Below are 20,108 nucleotides of genomic sequence, written 5' to 3' on the forward strand. Positions count from 1 at the left end.
GCGGCCTTGATACGGAGTTGATGCGGACTTACCCCATCCTACTTCCGGGTAAAAATTCTTGAAAAATTTTGATTTTTGATTTTTCATCAAGTTTAAATATTTCACAAAGATATGATAAACAATTACTAAAAGCAAGTTATTTGAAGTGTTTCTTTAGGTATATTTTATATTATATTGATATACTGTGTATTAAATTTTAATAATTTTTTATTTTTTTGAAAATTTTCAAAAAATCTGCTTTTAGACGGTGTTTATACCGGATAAAGAATAAAAAAGGGAGCTACTTTGCTCCCCCTTACCGTTATGACAGAATAAAATTCTCTTTTCGGTTTTCGATTATATCACTGCCGTATTTGTTGCGGATGTGTTCAATGGTTTTGGGCTGCTTATTTGCACTTTTGTAGTCGGGAGGCCTGTAATACCACATTACTTTTTTTGGTGCGAAATAGAAGCCCGTTTGCTTTAATTGTGCCCGGTGCGGATAAGTGTTACCACTCAGCCAGATCCAGTTACCAATTAACTCGATGATGATACCTTCCAGGCCGATGATCTGGCTGATGATCTCCGGGTACCGGATAAATTCTTCCTGGTCTTGTTCGGACTTTTCCGCAAAGGAAAAGAACGGATTCTTCATGATGTTTTCATACTGGAGGTTTATCTCCTGCATGGTGGCAGTATCACCGCCCCGGTCGGGATGGTGCTGTAATGCTAATTCTTTGTATCTGCGCTTCACTTCTTCGAGTGTGCAACAGTTTGAAAAGTACTGTGTTTTCATGGGTTTTGTTTATAAATATTGATAACTATTTCTGAATTTCCCGGCTCGCTTTGCGCTCGCCGCCACATAAAAAAAATATATCATTAATAAACCTGTATGCAGTAAAAAAGCGGTGCGGTTGCTGAATTGCAATGTTTTTCGAATAAAAAATTTTATACCACTAAAAAGAAAATCTATTGGTAAATAAAAATTTTTATTTGAAAACCCGGAGGGCTTGACATTGCAAGAGCGGTGGCAGCTTAACTTTGCGGAAGGTTTTATTAATGAACTTCAGAAAAAAACATTGTGGCTTTTTGAAGATATTTTTTTTGCTCTTCAAGGGTGGTTGGGTGGGGGTTGGTGGACGCTGGGGTTTTGGCGTGTTTTTTTGATGTGTGTAGGAAAAGATAATATAGCTGTCGGAAGTATGGAGCTGCTTTATTATGTGGGGCTGCGAAAGGATAGCGAGTGAACTGAGTGCAGCGTAACCGAGATCAGGAAGCGTAGCGGACTGTCGAGGTGGAGCAAAACGAAGTGAAGGAGCTTTGCTTGTAGCAGCATGGCTTTCAAAAAACATGACAAAACCGTAGCGTTGGAGTGCTTGGGAATAATAAAATAAAATACATTATTGGTGCGTTGGAAAATACCCAAAAGAGGGCTGGCATTGTTTTGTGCACGTGCTGCGGGAGTATCGGTGTGCTGATGGCAATAATACCGATCCGGTTTCTGTATATCCGATTGCTACGCATCGTATAACAGAAACTCTTTCGGCATTATAACCGAAAATCTTTACCGAATCAGGGATTATTGCCAAGTTATAAAATCAGCGGACAGCATGGGCAGCCACAAAGGAATAAGCTGCAATGCCGACGAAAGGACTTGAAGCTTTGCGGGCAAATGCAATTATGAGTGAAATGAATGAAACTGAAATGAAATGTAGCGTTGCTGTAATGTAATGGAAGCGTCAGCGGAATGGAATGAAGGTGTAATGAATGAACTGATAATGCCTTTTCGGCGGTGAGTAAAAGTTTTCTTTTTTACGGGAATTATTATTGCTGCTTATGTATTTGTGACCGGGAGGTGCTGTCCTGCTGATTTTATTAAGGTTGGAAAACCGATACTATTGGGCTTGGCAAAAACCATGACAGCCCTCATGAATCATATCAAAAGAATGCGCAGGGACGGCTTTTTGCGGGTGGCGGAAAGTGCGGCAATTTTACATAATAGCTGTTATAACTGACAGGCAGCAACTATGTTCAACTCGCCCAGCGGCGAAGCTCGTGCATCTCTTTAACCTGTAGCTTACGCCTGCCTGTTTTATAACTCCTATTATGATATAATTGCAACGATACTAAATCAACCAAAATAGCGAAATGTCCGCCGGCAAAATATGTAGGGCGCATTAGCATTTTGTCCGGCGGACATAAAAGAAATTGCTTTACTTAAAGAAATACTGAACTTGCCAAATTTTCTGAAAGAATACAATAAAATGGAATTGGGAAAGAATATTTTCATTAAAAATATGATTGAAAATAATTACATTTTCATTCCATCCATGGGTTTTGGGCTTTGGGTTTTGGTGCTGTCACTTTTAGGATTCATCATGCTTGGCTTACCGGCAAGCTGGGCAGCAGCATCAACACTGAAAGTTCCATTAGTAACTATCTCTTCGCCTTCTTTCAATCCATCCAATACAACATACGAGTCTTTTAAAGATGCCCCAAGGGTAATCTCCCGCATCTTAAATGCTGGCGGGTCGGTATTTGGAAGTTTAACATACACCAGAGACCGAGTACCTGTCCAAAGAACAGCAGATTGGGGAACAATTAACTGATCATTTGGACCTATAGATTTAGCCTGAACAATTCCATTAAGAAACATTTCAGGTTTGAACTGCATATTGTAGTTTGCTATTTCAATTCTTACTCTTGTAACTCTGGTAACAGGATCAATGACAGGATCAATGAATGAGATATTTCCTTTGAAAACTTTACCTGGTATTGCCTGTGCTGTAAAATCTATATTCTGCCCCATAGATATCCAGGCAAGATCAGATTCATAGGCATCAAAAACTCCCCAGACCTGTGACAAATCAGCTACATCAAAAAGTACAGAGCCTTTATTCACGTAATCACCTTCATTTACTTTTCTGCGTACCAATACACCTGAGGTTGATGAATAAATATCAAATGAGGAAATTACAACACCTGATTTTTCAATGGATTCAATCTGCTTATCGTTCAATTTCCAAAGGCGAAGTTTTTCACGGGCTGCATCAAGAATAGCGGGGTATTTATCTTTCATCGTAACCGCTTCGAGCAATTCTTTTTGTGCAGTCACCAATTCAGGAGAATATATTTTGGCGATTAACTGACCCTTCCTAATATTCTCACCAGTAATATTGATGTAAAGTTTATCAATTCGTCCCGAAATGTTTGCCGTTTGGGACTGCAATAAGGTTTCGTCTGCCTGTATCTTTCCAAATAGTTTCACTTCTTTTATCACGCGACCACGGCCAACAATAGAAGTCTGTACTTCAGCAAGCTTCATTGCCGATTCACTCATTGCAACTGCATTACTATCCACAGCTTCACCCTGATTTTGCAAAGGAATCAGATTCATGCCGCAAATGGGGCACTGGCCTGGCTTATCCTTTCTGATCTGCGGATGCATTGAACATGTCCAGATGTAATGTTTTGAATCTGTTTGCTCTGATACTGTATTTGTATTTGAGGAAGAATGATAAAAGAATAACCATCCAAGGAATAAGCCGACAAACAATAGAACTATTCCGATGGTATATTTATTAAGAAAGATTTTTTTTGCTTTCATAGCCTATACAATTAATAATTGACCGAGTTCATGAGTTTTTCCGCCCTAGCCACGGCAGTATTATAATCTATTATTGCATCGATATATTTAAAGTTATAATCAAGAACTTTATATTGCGTCCGCAAAACTTCTTCATAACTAGTGCCCCCGGTGGTATATCCTGAAAGCAAAAGTGAAGAGGTTTTCTTTGAAAGAGAGACCAATTCAGTGTATAACCGGACACGTCTTAATGCATCCGTTAAATCTTGTATTACCTGTCGTGACTGAACCTGCAACATGTTTTTCGTATTTTCCTTTTCCAGTAAAGTTGCTTCATACATGTACTTTGCCTCGTTTTGCATTGCATTGTATTTTTTACGATAGATGGGCAAGGTTATACTGAACATAGGCATTACCATATCCTTACCGTTCATCATGGAAGAGTTGCCATCACGTTTTTGAATTAAGCTATAATCGACCCCGATGCCATACATAGGCAGACCCATCTTGCGGGCTTTTTTCTGCATTAAGAGATAAGACTGGCTTTCAGCATCAAGCATAGCAAGCATAGGGTTTTTTGAAAGGGTAGTATCAATTAATGCTATTTGCCCGAGAGATAGTGTATTCAACTGAATAGAATCATTAATTTTTACTTCGATGTTTTGATCCCGATTCAGGAGTGCATTAAAATTGGCTTCTTCAGTTTTTTTCTGATCCAACAAAAGCGCTAACTGATCTTTCTGTTCAAGGATCTCCATTTTTACCCTCAAAACGTCAGTTAAACCCGACTGGTCATTTCCCCCCATGCTAGATGAAGTTCCTGAAGGCATTATATTGCCGGACTGCTGGTTATTACCAGAGCCGGTCTGCATGTTGCCCCCCCCCATGCTTCCAACACTATTACTCTGGGTATTTGGAGGGTTGACCGCATTACCAGAAGTCGATGGAGATTGCTGATCATTACTACTTCCTGCCGGATTTTGAAATTTAATCATCGCAATTTGTTCCAATGATTCGAGCAGTGTTATATTCTCCCGCTGCAACTTTATTTCCTGATCGTACTTTAATATCTGGTACCAGCTAGATTTTACCCTGAAAAACAAATCGGCTTTTACTGTATTGAATTCTTCGTATTTTGCTTTTGCCATCATGGATGCTTCATCCTTCGCTGTTTTGAGCGTACCGAACCAAGGGAACATCTGCATAAGACGAAAATCAGCAATTTGGTTGCCGTCTACTAATTCCATAGGCTGAATGAATACACCCATAGAAAAAGTGGGGTCGGACAATGAGCCAAGCTGTGGGACCTTTTCTAAAGCGGCCAGGTACATATTGAAAGCTGCCTTTAATTCGGGATTATTTTTTGCAGCTAGCACAAGGTAGGTATTTAGAAAAGCAGTATCTGGTTTCTGAGAAAAACAGCGCTGATCAGTAACAATAACAGCAAGCAGGATGATATAGAATTTCAGGTTTTTCATATTATTAATTTTCTGCAATAAGATTTTTTGCCTGAAGTTTTTTTGCTGCTCTTTCGCGCCAGATGCATTGCAGAATGGGTACTACAAACATTGTCATGAGCTGAATGACCATACCACCAAAAGCTGGAATTGCCATAGGGACCATGATATCGGAACCTTTGCCCGTGGAAGAAAGTACCGGCAATAAAGCTATAATGGCACAAGCAGCGGTCATCATAGCAGGGCGCACTCTTTTCTTACCCGCAATTACAACCGCATCACGAACTTCCTGAACCGAAGCAGGATGCATTTTCTCAAAAACCTGATGAATATAAGTGCCCATTATGACCCCATCATTTGTGGCAATACCAAAAAGGGCAATGAAGCCAACCCACACCGCCACGCTCAGATTGATGGGGTGTACCTGGAATAAACGCTGCATATCAACACCTGCAACAGAGAAGTTCAAAAACCAGGGCTGGCTATAAAGCCACAGCATGATAAAACCGCCGGCAAACGCAACGAATACACCTGAAAAATGTATCGAAGATGCAGTAAATGTTTTGAACTGGAAAAACAGGATAAGAAATATCAGTAACAGACTGATAGGGATTACAATAAGAAGGCGATTGGTTGCCCTGATCTGTTGCTCATAGTTGCCAGCAAATTTATAGGTTACACCAGCAGGTAGAACAATTTCTCCTTTGTCAATCTTTTCTTTTAAAAACTTTTGAGACTCTTCGACCACATCAACCTCTGCTTTACCGGTAATTTTATCGAAAATAACATAACCGTTAAGGAATGTATTCTCGCTACGGATCATTTGTGGCCCTCTGGTGTAATTTATATCTGCTAATTCACCCAATGGAACCTGCACACCTGTCATGGAAGGAATAAGTATTTTCTTTATTTCCTCCGGGGTTGAGCGCAATTCACGGGCATATCTTACTCTAATGGGAAACCGTTCACGACCTTCAACTGTATTTGTGAGCGCCATTCCACCAACAGCCACTTGCAATACTTCCTGAACATCCTGCACTGTCATACCATAACGTGCAATGGCCTCACGATTGAGTTTTATTTCAAGATAAGGAGCACCTACAGCACGGTCGTAAAATACAGATGATGCCTGAATTGACGGAACCTTTTTCAATTCGTTTTCAAGAATAATACCTGCTTTTTCAATGGATTCAAGATCGGGGCCAAATACTTTAAGACCCATAGGAGCACGCATACCGGTTGAAAGCATTACCAAACGGGTTTGTATTGGCATCAGTCGAGGTGCAGATGTTAAACCGGGAATGTCTGTAACTTTTACAATCTGGTTCCAGATATCATCAGGTGTTTTGATCTCAGGACGCCACTGACGCATGTAATCTCCATTATTGTCGGGAATGAGCTGTTCCTTATTTATTTTTCTGAAACCATCACGGTCAGGATCATAGGTTGAGCCATCACGAAGAATAAATGCACCATCACGATCTGTTTTGAACTGCATACGATGTCCATCCTCATCAAGTATGTATTCAGGCAAATAATTAATTACATTCTCAAACATTTGTACAGGCGCAGGGTCTAAAGCTGAGTTTATACGACCCCATTTACCAACAGCCTGTTCAACCTCAGGAATAGCGGATAATCTTTTATCGAGCAGCTCAACATATTCCTGATTTTGTTCAATGCCAGCATGAGGCATACTAGTTGGCATCAATAAGAATGACCCCTCGTCAAGAGAAGGCATAAACTCTTTTCCAAATCCCGGGAATGTTCTGTCGAAACTTTGCCATACTGCCGTGTTCTTCACAAAGGCGGGTATGAACCCAAAAATCCGGTGCGCTCCCTGCCACGCCAAAATTCCAAAGAAAATGGTGAACAAGGGTATAGCAAGGAATTTCCATTTGTTGCGCAATGCCCACTTTAGTATGGGAACATAAAAATGAACAATCAACGATAGTAGTATTAAAATGAGAGCAATAAGAATTCCGGCAAAAAGGAAATTTGCAAAATTGCTGTTGTGCGCCCCCAGCGGCAACCACTCAATAGAAAGGTAGTACAATGCTACCAGCAAAGCGATAGCAATATTAATGTAGTTAGTGAATTTTTTGTATTTTTCAGGCCAGAGAAACGTAAGCCAATTATTTATCCCGACGGCAGTTAATGCCAGCGCTGCCCAAGTTCCCCAAAGGATGGCAAAAAATACACCTGTAACGATAAGTATCCCGTTAAAAATTTTGCGGACCTTATTTTTATCGAGACGAAAAGAAAACAGATAGTATGTCAATGTAGGTAAGGCAATCATACCTAAAATATAGGAAGCAAGCAAGGCAATTGTTTTTGTGAATGCCAGGGGAGTGAATAGTTTACCCTCAGCTGCCTCCATCGTAAACACAGGTAAAAAGCTTATTATGGTAGTGGCAAGGGCTACTGTAACAGCTGTTCTAACCTCAGATGTGGCCTCATAGATTACACGGATCATATTTTTACCACGCACGTTAATATTCTCCGGCATCTCAAGATGCCGGATGATATTCTCAACGTCAACAATGCCAATATCAACCATAACACCGATGGCAATTGCTATTCCGGAAAGAGCGACAATATTCGCATCAATGCCCATCCATTTCATCGCAACAAATGTCATTAGAACTCCTACAGGTAAAAAGAAAGATACTATTGCTGATGCCCGGAGATTTAAAACCAAAACAATAATAACAATGATAGCAATGAGAATTTCATGCGAAAGGGCATATTCAAGGGTTCCTATGGTTTCTTTAATCAATGCAGTCCTATCGTAAAACGGGACTATAGTTACACGGGAAACCTGTCCATTTGCTAAAGTTTTTGAAGGGAGGCCGTCAGCAATTTCTGATATTTTGTTTTTGACATTATTTATAACTTCCATCGGATTGGAACCAAACCTTGCTACAACGACAGCTCCCACAGCTTCGGCACCGTCTTTATCGAGACCGCCACGCCGGGGAGCCGGACCAAAACTGACATTAGCAACATCACTGATACGAACAGGAATATTGTTGCGAACTGTGATGACCGCCTGTTTTACATCGTCTAGATTTTTTACATAACCAAGGCCACGTATGACATACTCGACCTTGTTGAACTCAATAGTTTCGGCCCCAATATCAAGGTTGCATTTGCGGACTGCATTCATGACATCCATGACCGTTACGTTGAACGATTTCATAGCATTAGGATCAATATCTACCTGATATTCTTTTACGAAACCGCCTATTGTGGCAACTTCAGAGACCCCGTTGACTGATGAAAGAGCGTATTTGACAAAATAGTCCTGTATGGTGCGCAATTCCTGCGGGTCCCAACCGCCGGTCGGGTTGCCTGTTTTCGTATCCCGGCCTTCGAGTGTGTACCAGAAAATCTGACCGATGGCTGTAGCATCAGGACCGAGAGCAGGCTTGACACCTTCGGGCAATGTACCGGCTGGTAAAGAATTCAGTTTTTCAAGAATGCGCGACCTGCTCCAGTAAAATTCTACATTATCTTCAAAAATGAGATAAATGAAGGACATCCCAAACATTGAGGTGCTGCGTATGGTTTTAATACCAGGAATTCCAAGAAGAGCCGAACTGAGCGGATAAGTGATCTGATCTTCGATGTCCTTTGGGGAACGCCCCATCCATTCCGTTGCAATAATCTGCTGATTGTCGCCTATATCAGGAATGGCATCGACAGAAACAGGATCGCGGGGGAAGGAACCAGTTTGCCAGTTAAAAGGAGCATAAACTATACCCAAAACAATAAAGATGACCAACAAAAGCATGGAAATCATCCTGTGCTCGAGAAAATATTTGATTATCCTGTTTAACATGGTGGTTCTCTATTTTTGTAGATATGCCTTAATGCTGTATTGTAAATTTATCAGTATAATACTGCACGTTGTAGTTGTTGACAAGTTTGCAAACATAAGTGCCGTTTGCAAAATGAGATGTGTTGATTTTTACAGAACTTTCGCTGACCGGCTTATCGAAAACAACTTTACCATACATATCGGAAATGATCATCCTATCGCCGCTATGAAAGGAAGCTGAACAGGTAAACTCAATTTGATCGTTTGCCGGATTGGGGAATGCATTTAATGAAAATCCTGATCCTTCAGTTTCCGAAATACCTGATACCGAACCTGAAAAAGAAAGGTTATCCACCCAAAGATAATCGTTTGCCGTTGGGCTGGAACCGCTCGCCCTTAAAAAAATGACACAGGTATCCGGGAATTCGACGGACAGGTAATTAAAGTTGATGCTGAAATTGGCCCAACTCATCGCCATGTCGGATAAGCTGTAGTTAGCAAACGCAACCGTATCCCTTTGCACCAGCGAAGTATTCCATTTTGTGAGAAAAACCGTGACAGCGCCTGCACTGCTTCCATAGATCATGTGCTGCCACTTGCCCGTGAAAGTTTGAGGGCGTAATGCAAAAGGAAATCCAGATTTAGGTTTTTTCTCTATTGTGTCCAAAATGCCGCTAACAGCAATGCCATTAGCCACATTACCTCCTATGGTCTTTGAAGTAAGTTTCATGTAAAATGAACCAGGACTGCCCGGTGCAGCTTTTGTAGCAGTAAAAATTCCTGAAGGCGCAGTGGCATTGTTCATCGTACCCCATGAAGCCGGGTTTTCGTAAGCACCCATGTTTGTCCAGGTCTCAAAACCTGAATTAGGAATCTGGGAAAAGCATGAACTTGCAATAAATGCAAATAAAACAGATTGAATTACCCTTTTCATTTTAAAGTTTAATTTTTCACAATGGCTGTATCAGATTCCTTTTCGACTTTTACGAGATCCATGCCACATTTAGGGCATTTGCCCGGTTTATCGCTTCTGACCTCGGGATGCATAGGGCAGGTATAAAGCGCTTTTGCATTCGTTGAGTTTTGTTCGGTGGAGGTGGTTTTATTATCCTGCGAACCACAAGCAGTGAACGCAAGCATCAACACGATGCCAACGATGGCTAGGAAATTGAATTTTGTTTTCATAGATTTGATTTTTAAGATTATAATTAATTTCTTTGATATTGGCAGCAAGCGGGAAGCTTGTTGTATGCTTTATCGGATGCTTTTATTTTATCGGTATCATAGCCTGCATCGGCAACCAGTTGATGAATCTTTTCAATAGTAATGGTTTCAGGGATGTAAGTCACAGAGAGTTTGTTGGTTGATAAATCCCATGTACATGAAATGATGCCTTTTTTATTCTTCAGGGCACTTTCGATTGTTGTTTTGCACATGCCACATTTTCCTTTGACACCAAAGGTTTCGGTTATGCCATTGTTGTTTGAAGTTATAGACGTAATGCCTGATTTTTTCTCCAAGGCCATTCCGCATTTTGTGCAGTTAGCGGGAGTTTTTGAAGTAATATCCGCATGCATAGGACATTCATAAAATACTGCCTCAGATTCATTGCCTGCCGTGTTATTGGCGGAAGTTTTACATGAGGAGCGATTGCTACCCCCACAACATTGCGAGTAAGCCGTTCCGAAAGACAACAATAATATTGCAAGAAGAACCGAAGTTATCGCTGTTTTGTAAACTGATTTTTTTGTTTTCATTTTTTTATTATATTTCGAATTGATGTTAAAGATACTTTTTTAATTACGAATTTTATTTAAATTGATATTAAATGTGTTTAAAGAAAATAGTTTAAACTAATTTAATAAGTTACATTTAGGGGTAAATGTCAGACTAACGAAATTTGTTGATAAATTCAATAAAATGTAAGCCATAGAAAACGGCGTGTTTTTGATGATCTATCAAACAAAAATGTTAAAAAAGAAAAAGTTCAGAAGCGAAAAACCTGCAGAAAATCAATATTCCCAAGGAATTTCAATGGCGGAGAAATATAAGAGAAAATATAAAAAAAAGGATCTGATATGTATTCTGAAATCTTTGACGAATTAAAAGGTGTATTAAAAACGAAAAAATCCGGGATCACCTTTAAATCAAAAGTAGCCGTCTGAAAATAATCCTTTATTTTTATAAATTTTACATCGTTGTGGCAGTCCTTACAAGGGCCTTTGCAGCAACGAACCTGAATATCAACCGTAGTTTTATAGTAGCGAGTGCCACAATAATGCTTGTTTATGGTAAAACCGGTGGTGGATATAAACACCAGAATAGTAAGAAAAATATGGCCCACTTTCTTAAACATATACAAACAAATAATGACAAATATACTGCTTTTTAATCACGGAAAGAATGTTATGGTTTTGATTTACTAAATATTACAACGTGAAATTTATTGTTTTATTGTTATTCTAGTTGAAAGAAACTCAATTTTGGCCCTTAACTTGTAACCATGAGGGAGAGATGCTGCGATAAATTTGATTTCAAAACGGCTGTTTCGTTAAGAATATCTCCAAATGTCATTTCACGGGTGCTTAAAATATCTATAATTTCTAGTCTGATAGGATTTGCAATAGCGTTGCAGATATTTGCATGAAGGTTATAAAGGGTTTTATCTTTCATTGTTTAATAATTCATGTGTTTATTAGTTTACATAGATATAATCTATTTGAATGCAAAAAACATAATAATGAATAAAATAGTTAAAATTTCAGTACCAAGGTTGAATGATTAAATTGATTTTAAGATAGACGGAGCCAGAAGAATAAAAAAAAGAAGTTGAATTTAAGTCGAATGAAGCGTTTAATATTCATTGCAGTTGGCATCGTGGGTCGGAATTTTATGACTGAATTCGACCTGAATGGTGGCATGGTGGATGTTGAATTGCTGACTAAGGGCTTGTTGTATGTTAGTTATAAAGACGACATCGGTTGGTATAATGGTTGTCAAGTGTACTGTTAAAGCAGCATCGGTGGTGCTTAAAGCCCAAATGTGGAGGTCATGAATGTTCGATACTTCAGGTAGTTGTAGCAGATATTGGCGGACCTCGACAATGTTAATATTTTCTGGAACTGCATCAAGTGCCAGGTTGACAGAATCAATGAGTAAATGATAAGTAGAGTAAAGGATAACAGCAATAATGATGAAGGAAACGAGTGAGTCGATCCACATGAAACCTGTAAATGTCATTATTATACCAGCAACCACGACACCCATTGAAACCAATGCATCGGCAATGAAATGAACATAGGCACTGCGTATATTCAAGTCGTACCTTTTGCCTTTCAAAAACAGCCACGCTGTAAACCCATTGACTACTATGCCAATAGCAGCAACGATGATTACATTTTGAGAATTTATTTCAATTGGTTTGCCCAATCGTTCGATGGTTTCCCAAATAATAAATACCACGGCAGCCAAAAGTAAGAGTGTATTGAGCAATGCAATGAGAATGGTTGAACGGCGGAAACCATAGGTAAATTTTAGCGTTGGCTTGCGTTGTGAAAGAATTAAGGCAATCCATGAAAATACTAAAGCCAAAATGTCGCTGAAGTTGTGCCCGGCATCGGCTAGCAAAGCCATGGAATTAGAAAAAAAACCGTAAATTGCCTCAAAGATTATAAAAACGATATTTAAGGAAATGCCTATTTTAAAGGCAGTACTCAGATTAAAACCGGCAGTATGCTGATGTTGGTGTTCCAAAATAATGATACCTATTTTTTATAATCCATAAAGATAATTTATCCTGCCGTAATATCAGTTTTTTCGTGTTGTATTTTAATTGCGCCCTTTTCTTAATATTAACTGAAGAAACTGAACATTGATTGAAGGACTGACAGCAGGCGGAATATTTATACTGAAATCGGACAGGAGGAGTTTAAAAGATGCTTCCATTATGCAATTGTAAGAGAGCATACGGTCGACATGGCTGAACTTCATTTTGGATAATGCGACTACGCTGATTTTATTTGCAGAAATTTCGAGTGGCACATCTATGTTGTATTCCTGATGGTCCCAAGTGAGGAAATCGACCGGGATAGTTGCAAAAAGCGAGATAATTTGCGGCTCTGCAAAGAATATACTGTCAAGCACAGTAATACCGCTTGTAAGTGTGCGAAGATCAATACTGCCGTGAATGGCTTTGTTGACCGGATCATAAACAATGGCGAGTTTATGGCTTTCGGCAAAAAAAACGGAGTCGTTATAATTACCGGTCGCCAAGACATAGCCATTGGTTGTGCGATAGGCGGTTTGGGAATAACTTTTACCGTAAAGCAGGAGAATGAAAACAGGCAATATCCAGGCTGAGTGCTTGATGTACGAAAAAGTTTTTGAAAGCCAAGGGCTGTCATACAGGATTGAACTTCCTGCATGACAGACGGCCTTGGTATTAGAATGGATGAACATTGACTTTATTTTAAAGAAATAATTCAGTGCCCGTTTTTACACGGAAGGATTTAATGACGTCAGTAATATAAATGATGCCATCGCCGGGATTGCCCGTGCGGCCCTGCGTGGAAATAATTCCGACTACCTTTTCGACATCCGTATCGTGACAAACAATTTCAATTTTTGCCACTTCGACGTTTGTGAATGAAAAACAGGTAGAATTTGCCGGTTTGTCATCCGTGTCGTCGGTATAGCTGCCGGTGCCTTCGCCTAAGGATACGGTAATGTTGGGATAACCGGCATCGAGTAATTTGCCCAGAATGCTGTCGACCTTAAAAGGTTTTACGATTGCTTTTATCTGTTTCATAATTCATAAGTTTTAATGGATGAATTAACAAGCCATATCGCCTGCATTTTTCATTGCCGACAGTAAATTGTAAGCACCACGGATCACGATTTTGCTTGCAGGCAAAACGACATCCTCAGGCAGTATGACTTCTGTATATCCGCCCTGAGATACACCTTTTTTTACTTCAATTACTTTGTACAATGTGACCACTTTGTCGCCTTCGGGTTTCTTTTCATAAAAAATGAAAATGTAGTTCTTGTCGTCGAATGAAAGTACCGCCTCATCGGGCAAAGCTGAAACAGAATCATTGCGCGTATCAATAGTGGCATTAATGTACATGCCGGGCAATAAGTTCTTGTCTTCTTTTTCGACGGTTGCATAAACCTTGATGGTTTTGTCAGTATTGATTGCCTTACCAACCTGGTAGATGACCGCCGTCATTTTGTTTTCGGGGCGGGTAGGGATATTGAAACTGATCTGCTGGCCGATCATCACTTTATCAATGTCTTTTTCGAACAGGGTGAGTTCGAGAGTGAGGTTTTTAGTGTTCACAATCTCAACAATGACGTCGGTGGCATTGACATATTTGCCAACATTGACACTTACCGTTTTAACGTATCCACTGATAGGAGAAATAACAGGCACTGAACCGGAAATTTTTTCGACTTCAAGTTTTTTTGCATCTATGCCAATCATTTTTAATTTTTGCTCCAATGCAAAAACAGTGGATTGAAGAGTTTTGTATTCTGCAACTGCAAGCTGATATGTTTTTGCAGAGCTGACATTTTCTTTGTACAAATCTTTCTGCCTGTTGTACTCTGTTTCGGCATATTCAAGTTTGCTTTTGCTTTCAAGATAGTTGCGCTGAAGTTCGATAAACTCGGGGTTTTCGATGACTGCAATTACCTGACCTTTTGAGACCGGACTGCCAGGAACCAAGCCGGTGCTTTTGATATACCCGCCCATGATGGCAGATATTGAAACCAGGTTTTGAGGGGAAACATTGACCACACCATTAACTTTTAATTCGGTGCTCAGCATTTTATGCTCCATGCTGCCCAGTTCAATACCTGCCGAAGCGATCTGTGCATCGTTCATTTCAACAGTGTTTGGCGGGAGTTCTTCGTGCTCGCCTTCGTGCTCTCCTGTTTGATTGCCGCTGCCACAACCTGCGGCAAACAGTGAGGCCGCAAGGATCATAAAAAACATTTTTGCTTTCATTTTATTTTTATTTATTAAGTTCATAATTCTGTGTGTTTTTTAATTAATTTGTTTTGCCCAAGATTTTTTCGATAGCAATTATTGACTGGTTGTAATCATTTAATGTTTGCAGATAATTTGATTTTATATCCAGCGCTTTATCGAGGTTCATTACATATTCGACATAATCAATATCGCCGGCCATGTAGCTTTTGCCCGATTGTACCATGATGAGGTCGGATTGAGGAATGGCTGTGCTTTCGTAATAATCGAGATTAGCCCTGAATTGTAAGTATTGCTGTAAAAGAGTTTGAAATTCGCTTTTGACAACAGAGTTATAGTACTCGAAGTTGGTTTGTGCAATTTGCTCATTGACCTTTGAGGCGCGAATTTTTGCCGATTGCGAGCCAAAAATCAAGGGAATGGATATGCCCGCCTGAATACCCGTAAAACGATGGGCATTACTTAATTCTTTGTTGGACTGGTTGAAATAACCAATGTTTATATCGGGCATTAACTGCATTTTTTCAACCTGAGTTTCTCTTTTGGAGATCTCAATCTGATGCCTTATTATTGTAAGCGACGGATTGGCCGAAACGGCAGAGCTGTCGGTATTGAAAGCGAAATCGATCTTTTGAAGAACCGAATCGGAGATGTTGACCGCTTCATTTGAGTTAAGCAGAGTTTGCAGTTTCTGGCGGAAGATCAATATGTCAGATTTTGCCTGACTGATCTGCGTTTTTATTTCCATTAAGCGGGTTTCCGCTGTAACTTTTTCGAGCAGGGCACTTTCGCCCAATTTATTTTTAAGCTCAGCGGCTTTGAGAAAATTGGCATAAACCGAATCCTGATAAACAAGCCATTTAAGCCGGGAATAGTTGTAAGCAAGCTGAAAGTAAACGGATTTGACCCCGGCGATGATTTCGGTTTTAGAAAGTGACAAACCATATTCAGCATTCTTTACATAAGCTCCTGCCAGTTTGGACCGGCTGAGATTCTGAAAAACGGAAGGAAATGTCTGAGAAACCGAAATGTTGTTATCCTTAGCATAGGAATTGGTTTGCCCGTAAGATAAATCAATGTTCGTTTTTTCGAATTGCCAGCTTGCCGTTTTGAGCTTCTTCTGATAATCGACCTGAAGGGCAGAAGATTTTATGTAGCCGTTGTTGTTCAATGCCTGTTGTAAGGCCTGATCGAGCGTATAATACTTAGGACTTGCTGTTTGCGCCTGAAGTTCGTTAGAATTTCCGAAAAAGAAGAACAGCCCTGCCAGAACAATAACAGGTATGACATTAGCGACGGGTGCAATCTTTGCTTTCTTTTTGCCGGAAAAAAGAATGTATAATATAGGCAAAACAATAAGAGTAAGCAAGGTTGCAGAAATCAAACCACCAATGACGACAGTGGCAAGGGGTTTTTGAACCTCAGCTCCAGCGGATGTTGAAAGCGCCATAGGAAGAAAACCCATAGATGCAACAGCCGCCGTCATCAAAACGGGACGAAAACGGGATTTAATTCCTTTTCTTACCCGATCATATATATCTGTAATGCCCTCTTCTTTTTCGAGGCGGTTAAATTCAGCAATAAGCACAATGCCATTGAGCACGGCAACCCCGAATAATGCAATAAAACCAACGCCTGCTGAGATGCTGAAATTCATATCTCTCAGGTATAGTGCAATTACTCCACCAATTAAAGAAAGAGGCACAGCCGAAAAGATGAGCAGGGTTTGTTTTATTGATTTGAAAGCAAAAAACAGTAAAATGAAAATCAAAAGCAAAGCGACAGGAACAGCCACCGATAATCTTTTATTTGCAGCGACAAGATTCTCGAACTGGCCCCCGTATGTAACATAATACCCCGGAGGCATTTTAACTTTCTCATCAATCACCGGGCTGATCTCTTCGATGATGGACTGAACATCCCTGCCGCGAACATTGAATTGGACGGTAATACGGCGTTTTGTACTTTCCCTGGAAACCTGAGAGGTGCCGGTTTTAATTTCGACAGAAGCAAGCTGGTCCAGAGTGATCTGGTTGCCATTGGGCAAGGGCACATATAGACTTTTAATATATTCAATGTTATCCCTGAATTGTTTATCGAAGCGTACCACCAGGTCAAAGCGTTTTTCTTCATCGTACACTACTCCTGCGGTGCTACCGGCAAATGCAGTTTTGAGAAGCTGGTTAATATCTTCGATGTTTAAGCCGTACTGAGCAATCTTTTTTCTGTCGTAACGAACCTGTACCTGACCCGAACCCGTCACTTTTTCTACGTTTATGTCTTCGACACCTTTTACACCGGTAATCAGCCTTTCCACTTCTTCAGCTTTTTCGGATAGCAGCACGAGGTCGTCACCGAATATTTTCACAGCAACATCCTGCTTTGATCCGGTCATGAGTTCATTAAAGCGCATTTGAATGGGTTGTTGAAGTGTAAATACTACACCTTTCAAAACGGACAATTCCTCTTCCATTTTTTCCATCATTTCAACGCGGGTTTCAGCACTGGTCCAATCTTTCTTGTCTTTCATTACTATAATGTAATCTCCGGTCTCCATCGGTGTGGGATCGGTAGGTATTTCGCCAGTACCAATCTTACAAACTACATGCTCGACCTCAGGAAACTTAGACATGAGTATCTTATTGGCTTTTTCGACAACCTCTACAGAATTTGACAATGAGCCGCCCTGAAGGGTTATGACCCCTGCTGCAAGATCGCCCTCTTCAAGCTGAGGAATAAATTCGCCGCCAAGAGAATTAAACAAAAATATACTGGATATAAGCAGAACACCCGAAGCACTGACCACAGCAATTTTGTGCCGTAGCGAAAAATTAAGAACGGGGTCGAACAATTTGTGGAGGAACTTCATGATTTTTTCGGAGAAGTTGGGTTTGTGTTCTGTTTTTCTGCTCAGGAATAATGCCGATGCAACCGGCACATATGTCAAAGAAAGAATGAGGGCACCCAGGATGGCAAATGCAACGGTTTCGGCCATGGGACGGAACATTTTGCCTTCAATACCAACCAATGCAAGAATCGGAAGATAAACGATAAGAATAATCACCTGTCCAAAAGTGGCAGAGTTCATCATGCGTTTAGCAGAACCGAATACTTCACCGTCCATTTGCTGTCGCGATAATATTTTAACTCCGGGGTGATGCGTTTTACTTTGCGTGATCCGGTGGACCACGCTTTCGACAATGATGACGGCGCCATCCACAATTAAACCAAAGTCAATGGCACCTAAACTCATGAGATTGCCTGATACCCCGAACAAGTTCATCATTGAAATTGCGAAAAGCATTGACAGGGGAATGACGGAGGCAACGATGAAGCCAGCCCTGAGGTTGCCAAGCAAGAGGATAAGGATGAAAATAACGATGAGACCTCCTTCAATAAGATTACGTGAAACCGTACCTACTGCGCGATCAACCAGTTCTGTACGGTCATAGAAGGCCTCAATTTCAACACCTTCGGGCATTGATTTTTTTATCAATTCCATTCTTTCCTTTACCCCGTCAATGACTTCGGATGCATTTTTTCCTTTCAACATCATGACTACCCCTCCAACCGCTTCGCCAATGGTGTCGACAATGAATGCCCCGTAACGGGGAGCGCTTCCCATTTGTGTTGTCGCAACATCTTTGATTAATACTGGTAAGCCGTCATCCGTGGTTTTTACAACAATGTTTTCAATGTCTTCCAAAGAGGTGACGAGACCGATACCCCTGATGAAGTAAGCCTGCGGCTTCTTGTCGATGTACGCACTGCCTGTGTTCTGATTGTTCTTTTTCAGGGCATCAAAAATATCTGTAAGCGTTATATCCATTGATTTCAGCCGCTCGGGGTTTACCGAGACTTCATATTGCTGCATGAATCCACCGTAACTGTTGACATCAGCCACGCCCGGAGTACCAAGCATTTCGCGGCGGACAATCCAATCCTGAATTGTGCGCAGCTTCATTGGGTCGTATTCTTTTTCGAAGCCGGGCTTGACACGCAAAACATATTGATATATTTCGCTAAGGCCGGTGGAAATGGGGGCCAACTCCGGAGTAGTGACCCCTTCGGGAATCATTTCTTCAGCTTCTTTGAGACGTTCAGAAATCTGCTGCCGCGCCCAGTACATGTCGACATTGTCTTTGAAAACAACAGTGACGACAGAAAGCCCCAGCCGGGAAATTGAACGAAGCTCGACTTTGTCAGGAATGTTGGCGACTGAAACCTCAACAGGAGAAGTTATGAATTGTTCAACTTCATTTGCCGCCAGGGTCGGCGCAATTGATATGATCTGCACCTGATTGTTGGTAATATCAGGAACCGCATCAATCGGCAAGCGGGTGAGGGAATATGTGCCCCAACCGATAAGCGCCAATACAAATAAACCAATGATGAGTTTATTGTATATCGAGAATTTTATTATTTTTTCTATCATAGTTTGATAATTTAACTTCTATTTGAATCTATTTATTTGATATACTACCTGTATGACAATACCCACGATAGTCAATGCCCCAAGTATGATGTACAGAATACGCTTCCTTTTTTGGTTTAGAGTCAGTTTTTTATTCTTTTTCTTTTTGGTTTTTGCATTGTTCTGATTTCATACTTCTATTAAATGATTTTGTGAATGAGTTAATAACCCGGGCAATGGTAATAGTTGTAAATCTCTGCAATAACGTAGAGGATGACTATTGAACTTCCAAGAATGATGAGAAACCATAATATCAACCTTTCAGTAATGCGTTTTCTTTTCTTTTTCGCTTTTTTGTTCATTTCATTATTTTGTACTTTGAAACTAAAACAATGCCTATGCGCCCGAAACGGGAACATTGGAAGGAAAACATATAACTATTAAGACCTGACTAAACGTCAGAATGCCATAACAGTAAAGTTTCCTTAACGGGAGGAAAAGAAATTATGATTTGGGAGGGATCAGAATATCACAAAGGTCGATACTCAGGAATGATGATGAATACTCAAAGTATATTGTCTCGAAATATTCGCGTTGAAAGACAGCAATGAAATCAGAAACATAGAAAGTGGACTGGCAACACTGACATGTGCAAAATGGCGAACAATGGTCGGTTTCATTCTGATGATTATTGTTTCCGTTGTGAGATGTTTCAATTTTTTGCGGGGAACCATCCTTCATATCATCAATGCAGGGGGCGGCACTAAGCCCCAAAACAATAAAGGATAATATGACCGCTAAAAATTTCATTTGAGTATTTGCTGACAAAAGTAATGAAAATTTCGTGCAACTGAGTT

17 protein-coding genes are annotated in these 20,108 nt (G+C 40.4%); 1 reads left to right on the forward strand and 16 read right to left on the reverse strand.

The features are described 5' to 3' along the window. Positions 1–301: 301 nt before the first annotated feature. On the reverse strand, positions 302–775 hold the full coding sequence (locus tag M0R16_10260; protein ID MCK9613263.1) for a hypothetical protein: 474 nt from the start codon (positions 773–775) through the stop codon (positions 302–304). 214 nt (positions 776–989) lie between these two features. Here M0R16_10260 and M0R16_10265 point away from each other — a divergent pair, with 214 nt between their 5' ends. Further along, positions 990–1,226 (forward strand): hypothetical protein, encoded by a 237-nt coding sequence (locus M0R16_10265; protein MCK9613264.1) that lies wholly within the window; start codon positions 990–992, stop codon positions 1,224–1,226. 1,064 nt (positions 1,227–2,290) lie between these two features. Here M0R16_10265 and M0R16_10270 read toward each other — a convergent pair. The 15 genes from M0R16_10270 to M0R16_10340 form a co-directional block, all read right to left on the reverse strand. After that, on the reverse strand, positions 2,291–3,586 hold the full coding sequence (locus tag M0R16_10270; protein ID MCK9613265.1) for an efflux RND transporter periplasmic adaptor subunit: 1,296 nt from the start codon (positions 3,584–3,586) through the stop codon (positions 2,291–2,293). Positions 3,587–3,597: 11 nt separating this feature from the next. Beyond that, entirely contained in the window at positions 3,598–5,043 is a 1,446-nt protein-coding gene (locus M0R16_10275; protein ID MCK9613266.1) for a TolC family protein, read from the reverse strand. Between the two features lie 4 nt (positions 5,044–5,047). Continuing rightward, positions 5,048–8,866 (reverse strand): efflux RND transporter permease subunit, encoded by a 3,819-nt coding sequence (locus tag M0R16_10280; GenBank protein ID MCK9613267.1) that lies wholly within the window; start codon positions 8,864–8,866, stop codon positions 5,048–5,050. 28 nt (positions 8,867–8,894) lie between these two features. After that, entirely contained in the window at positions 8,895–9,779 is an 885-nt protein-coding gene (locus tag M0R16_10285; GenBank protein ID MCK9613268.1) for a T9SS type A sorting domain-containing protein, read from the reverse strand. Between the two features lie 8 nt (positions 9,780–9,787). Beyond that, positions 9,788–10,030, reverse strand: coding sequence for a hypothetical protein (locus M0R16_10290; protein MCK9613269.1), 243 nt, complete (start codon positions 10,028–10,030; stop codon positions 9,788–9,790). 23 nt (positions 10,031–10,053) lie between these two features. Next, positions 10,054–10,602 carry a cation transporter gene (locus M0R16_10295; GenBank protein MCK9613270.1) on the reverse strand — a complete coding sequence of 183 codons (549 nt, stop codon included), beginning with the start codon at positions 10,600–10,602 and terminating at the stop codon, positions 10,054–10,056. A gap of 230 nt (positions 10,603–10,832) precedes the next feature. Then, entirely contained in the window at positions 10,833–11,201 is a 369-nt protein-coding gene (locus M0R16_10300) for a hypothetical protein (GenBank protein ID MCK9613271.1), read from the reverse strand. A gap of 134 nt (positions 11,202–11,335) precedes the next feature. After that, complete coding sequence (locus M0R16_10305; protein ID MCK9613272.1) at positions 11,336–11,518, reverse strand: ArsR family transcriptional regulator; 183 nt, start codon at positions 11,516–11,518, stop codon at positions 11,336–11,338. 180 nt (positions 11,519–11,698) lie between these two features. Then, complete coding sequence (locus M0R16_10310; GenBank protein MCK9613273.1) at positions 11,699–12,598, reverse strand: cation diffusion facilitator family transporter; 900 nt, start codon at positions 12,596–12,598, stop codon at positions 11,699–11,701. A gap of 75 nt (positions 12,599–12,673) precedes the next feature. Beyond that, positions 12,674–13,303 carry a hypothetical protein gene (locus M0R16_10315; GenBank protein ID MCK9613274.1) on the reverse strand — a complete coding sequence of 210 codons (630 nt, stop codon included), beginning with the start codon at positions 13,301–13,303 and terminating at the stop codon, positions 12,674–12,676. Positions 13,304–13,313: 10 nt separating this feature from the next. Then, positions 13,314–13,652, reverse strand: a complete 339-nt coding sequence (locus M0R16_10320; GenBank protein ID MCK9613275.1) for a P-II family nitrogen regulator — start codon at positions 13,650–13,652, stop codon at positions 13,314–13,316. Between the two features lie 24 nt (positions 13,653–13,676). After that, positions 13,677–14,879, reverse strand: coding sequence for an efflux RND transporter periplasmic adaptor subunit (locus tag M0R16_10325; GenBank protein ID MCK9613276.1), 1,203 nt, complete (start codon positions 14,877–14,879; stop codon positions 13,677–13,679). A gap of 19 nt (positions 14,880–14,898) precedes the next feature. Further along, on the reverse strand, positions 14,899–19,272 hold the full coding sequence (locus tag M0R16_10330; protein ID MCK9613277.1) for a CusA/CzcA family heavy metal efflux RND transporter: 4,374 nt from the start codon (positions 19,270–19,272) through the stop codon (positions 14,899–14,901). Between the two features lie 200 nt (positions 19,273–19,472). Further along, positions 19,473–19,613 (reverse strand): hypothetical protein, encoded by a 141-nt coding sequence (locus M0R16_10335; protein MCK9613278.1) that lies wholly within the window; start codon positions 19,611–19,613, stop codon positions 19,473–19,475. A gap of 142 nt (positions 19,614–19,755) precedes the next feature. Then, positions 19,756–20,061 (reverse strand): hypothetical protein, encoded by a 306-nt coding sequence (locus M0R16_10340; GenBank protein ID MCK9613279.1) that lies wholly within the window; start codon positions 20,059–20,061, stop codon positions 19,756–19,758. Positions 20,062–20,108 lie beyond the last annotated feature (47 nt).

The sequence above is a fragment of the Bacteroidales bacterium genome (genome assembly GCA_023228145.1).
In the GTDB taxonomy this organism is placed as follows: domain Bacteria; phylum Bacteroidota; class Bacteroidia; order Bacteroidales; family CAIWKO01; genus CAIWKO01.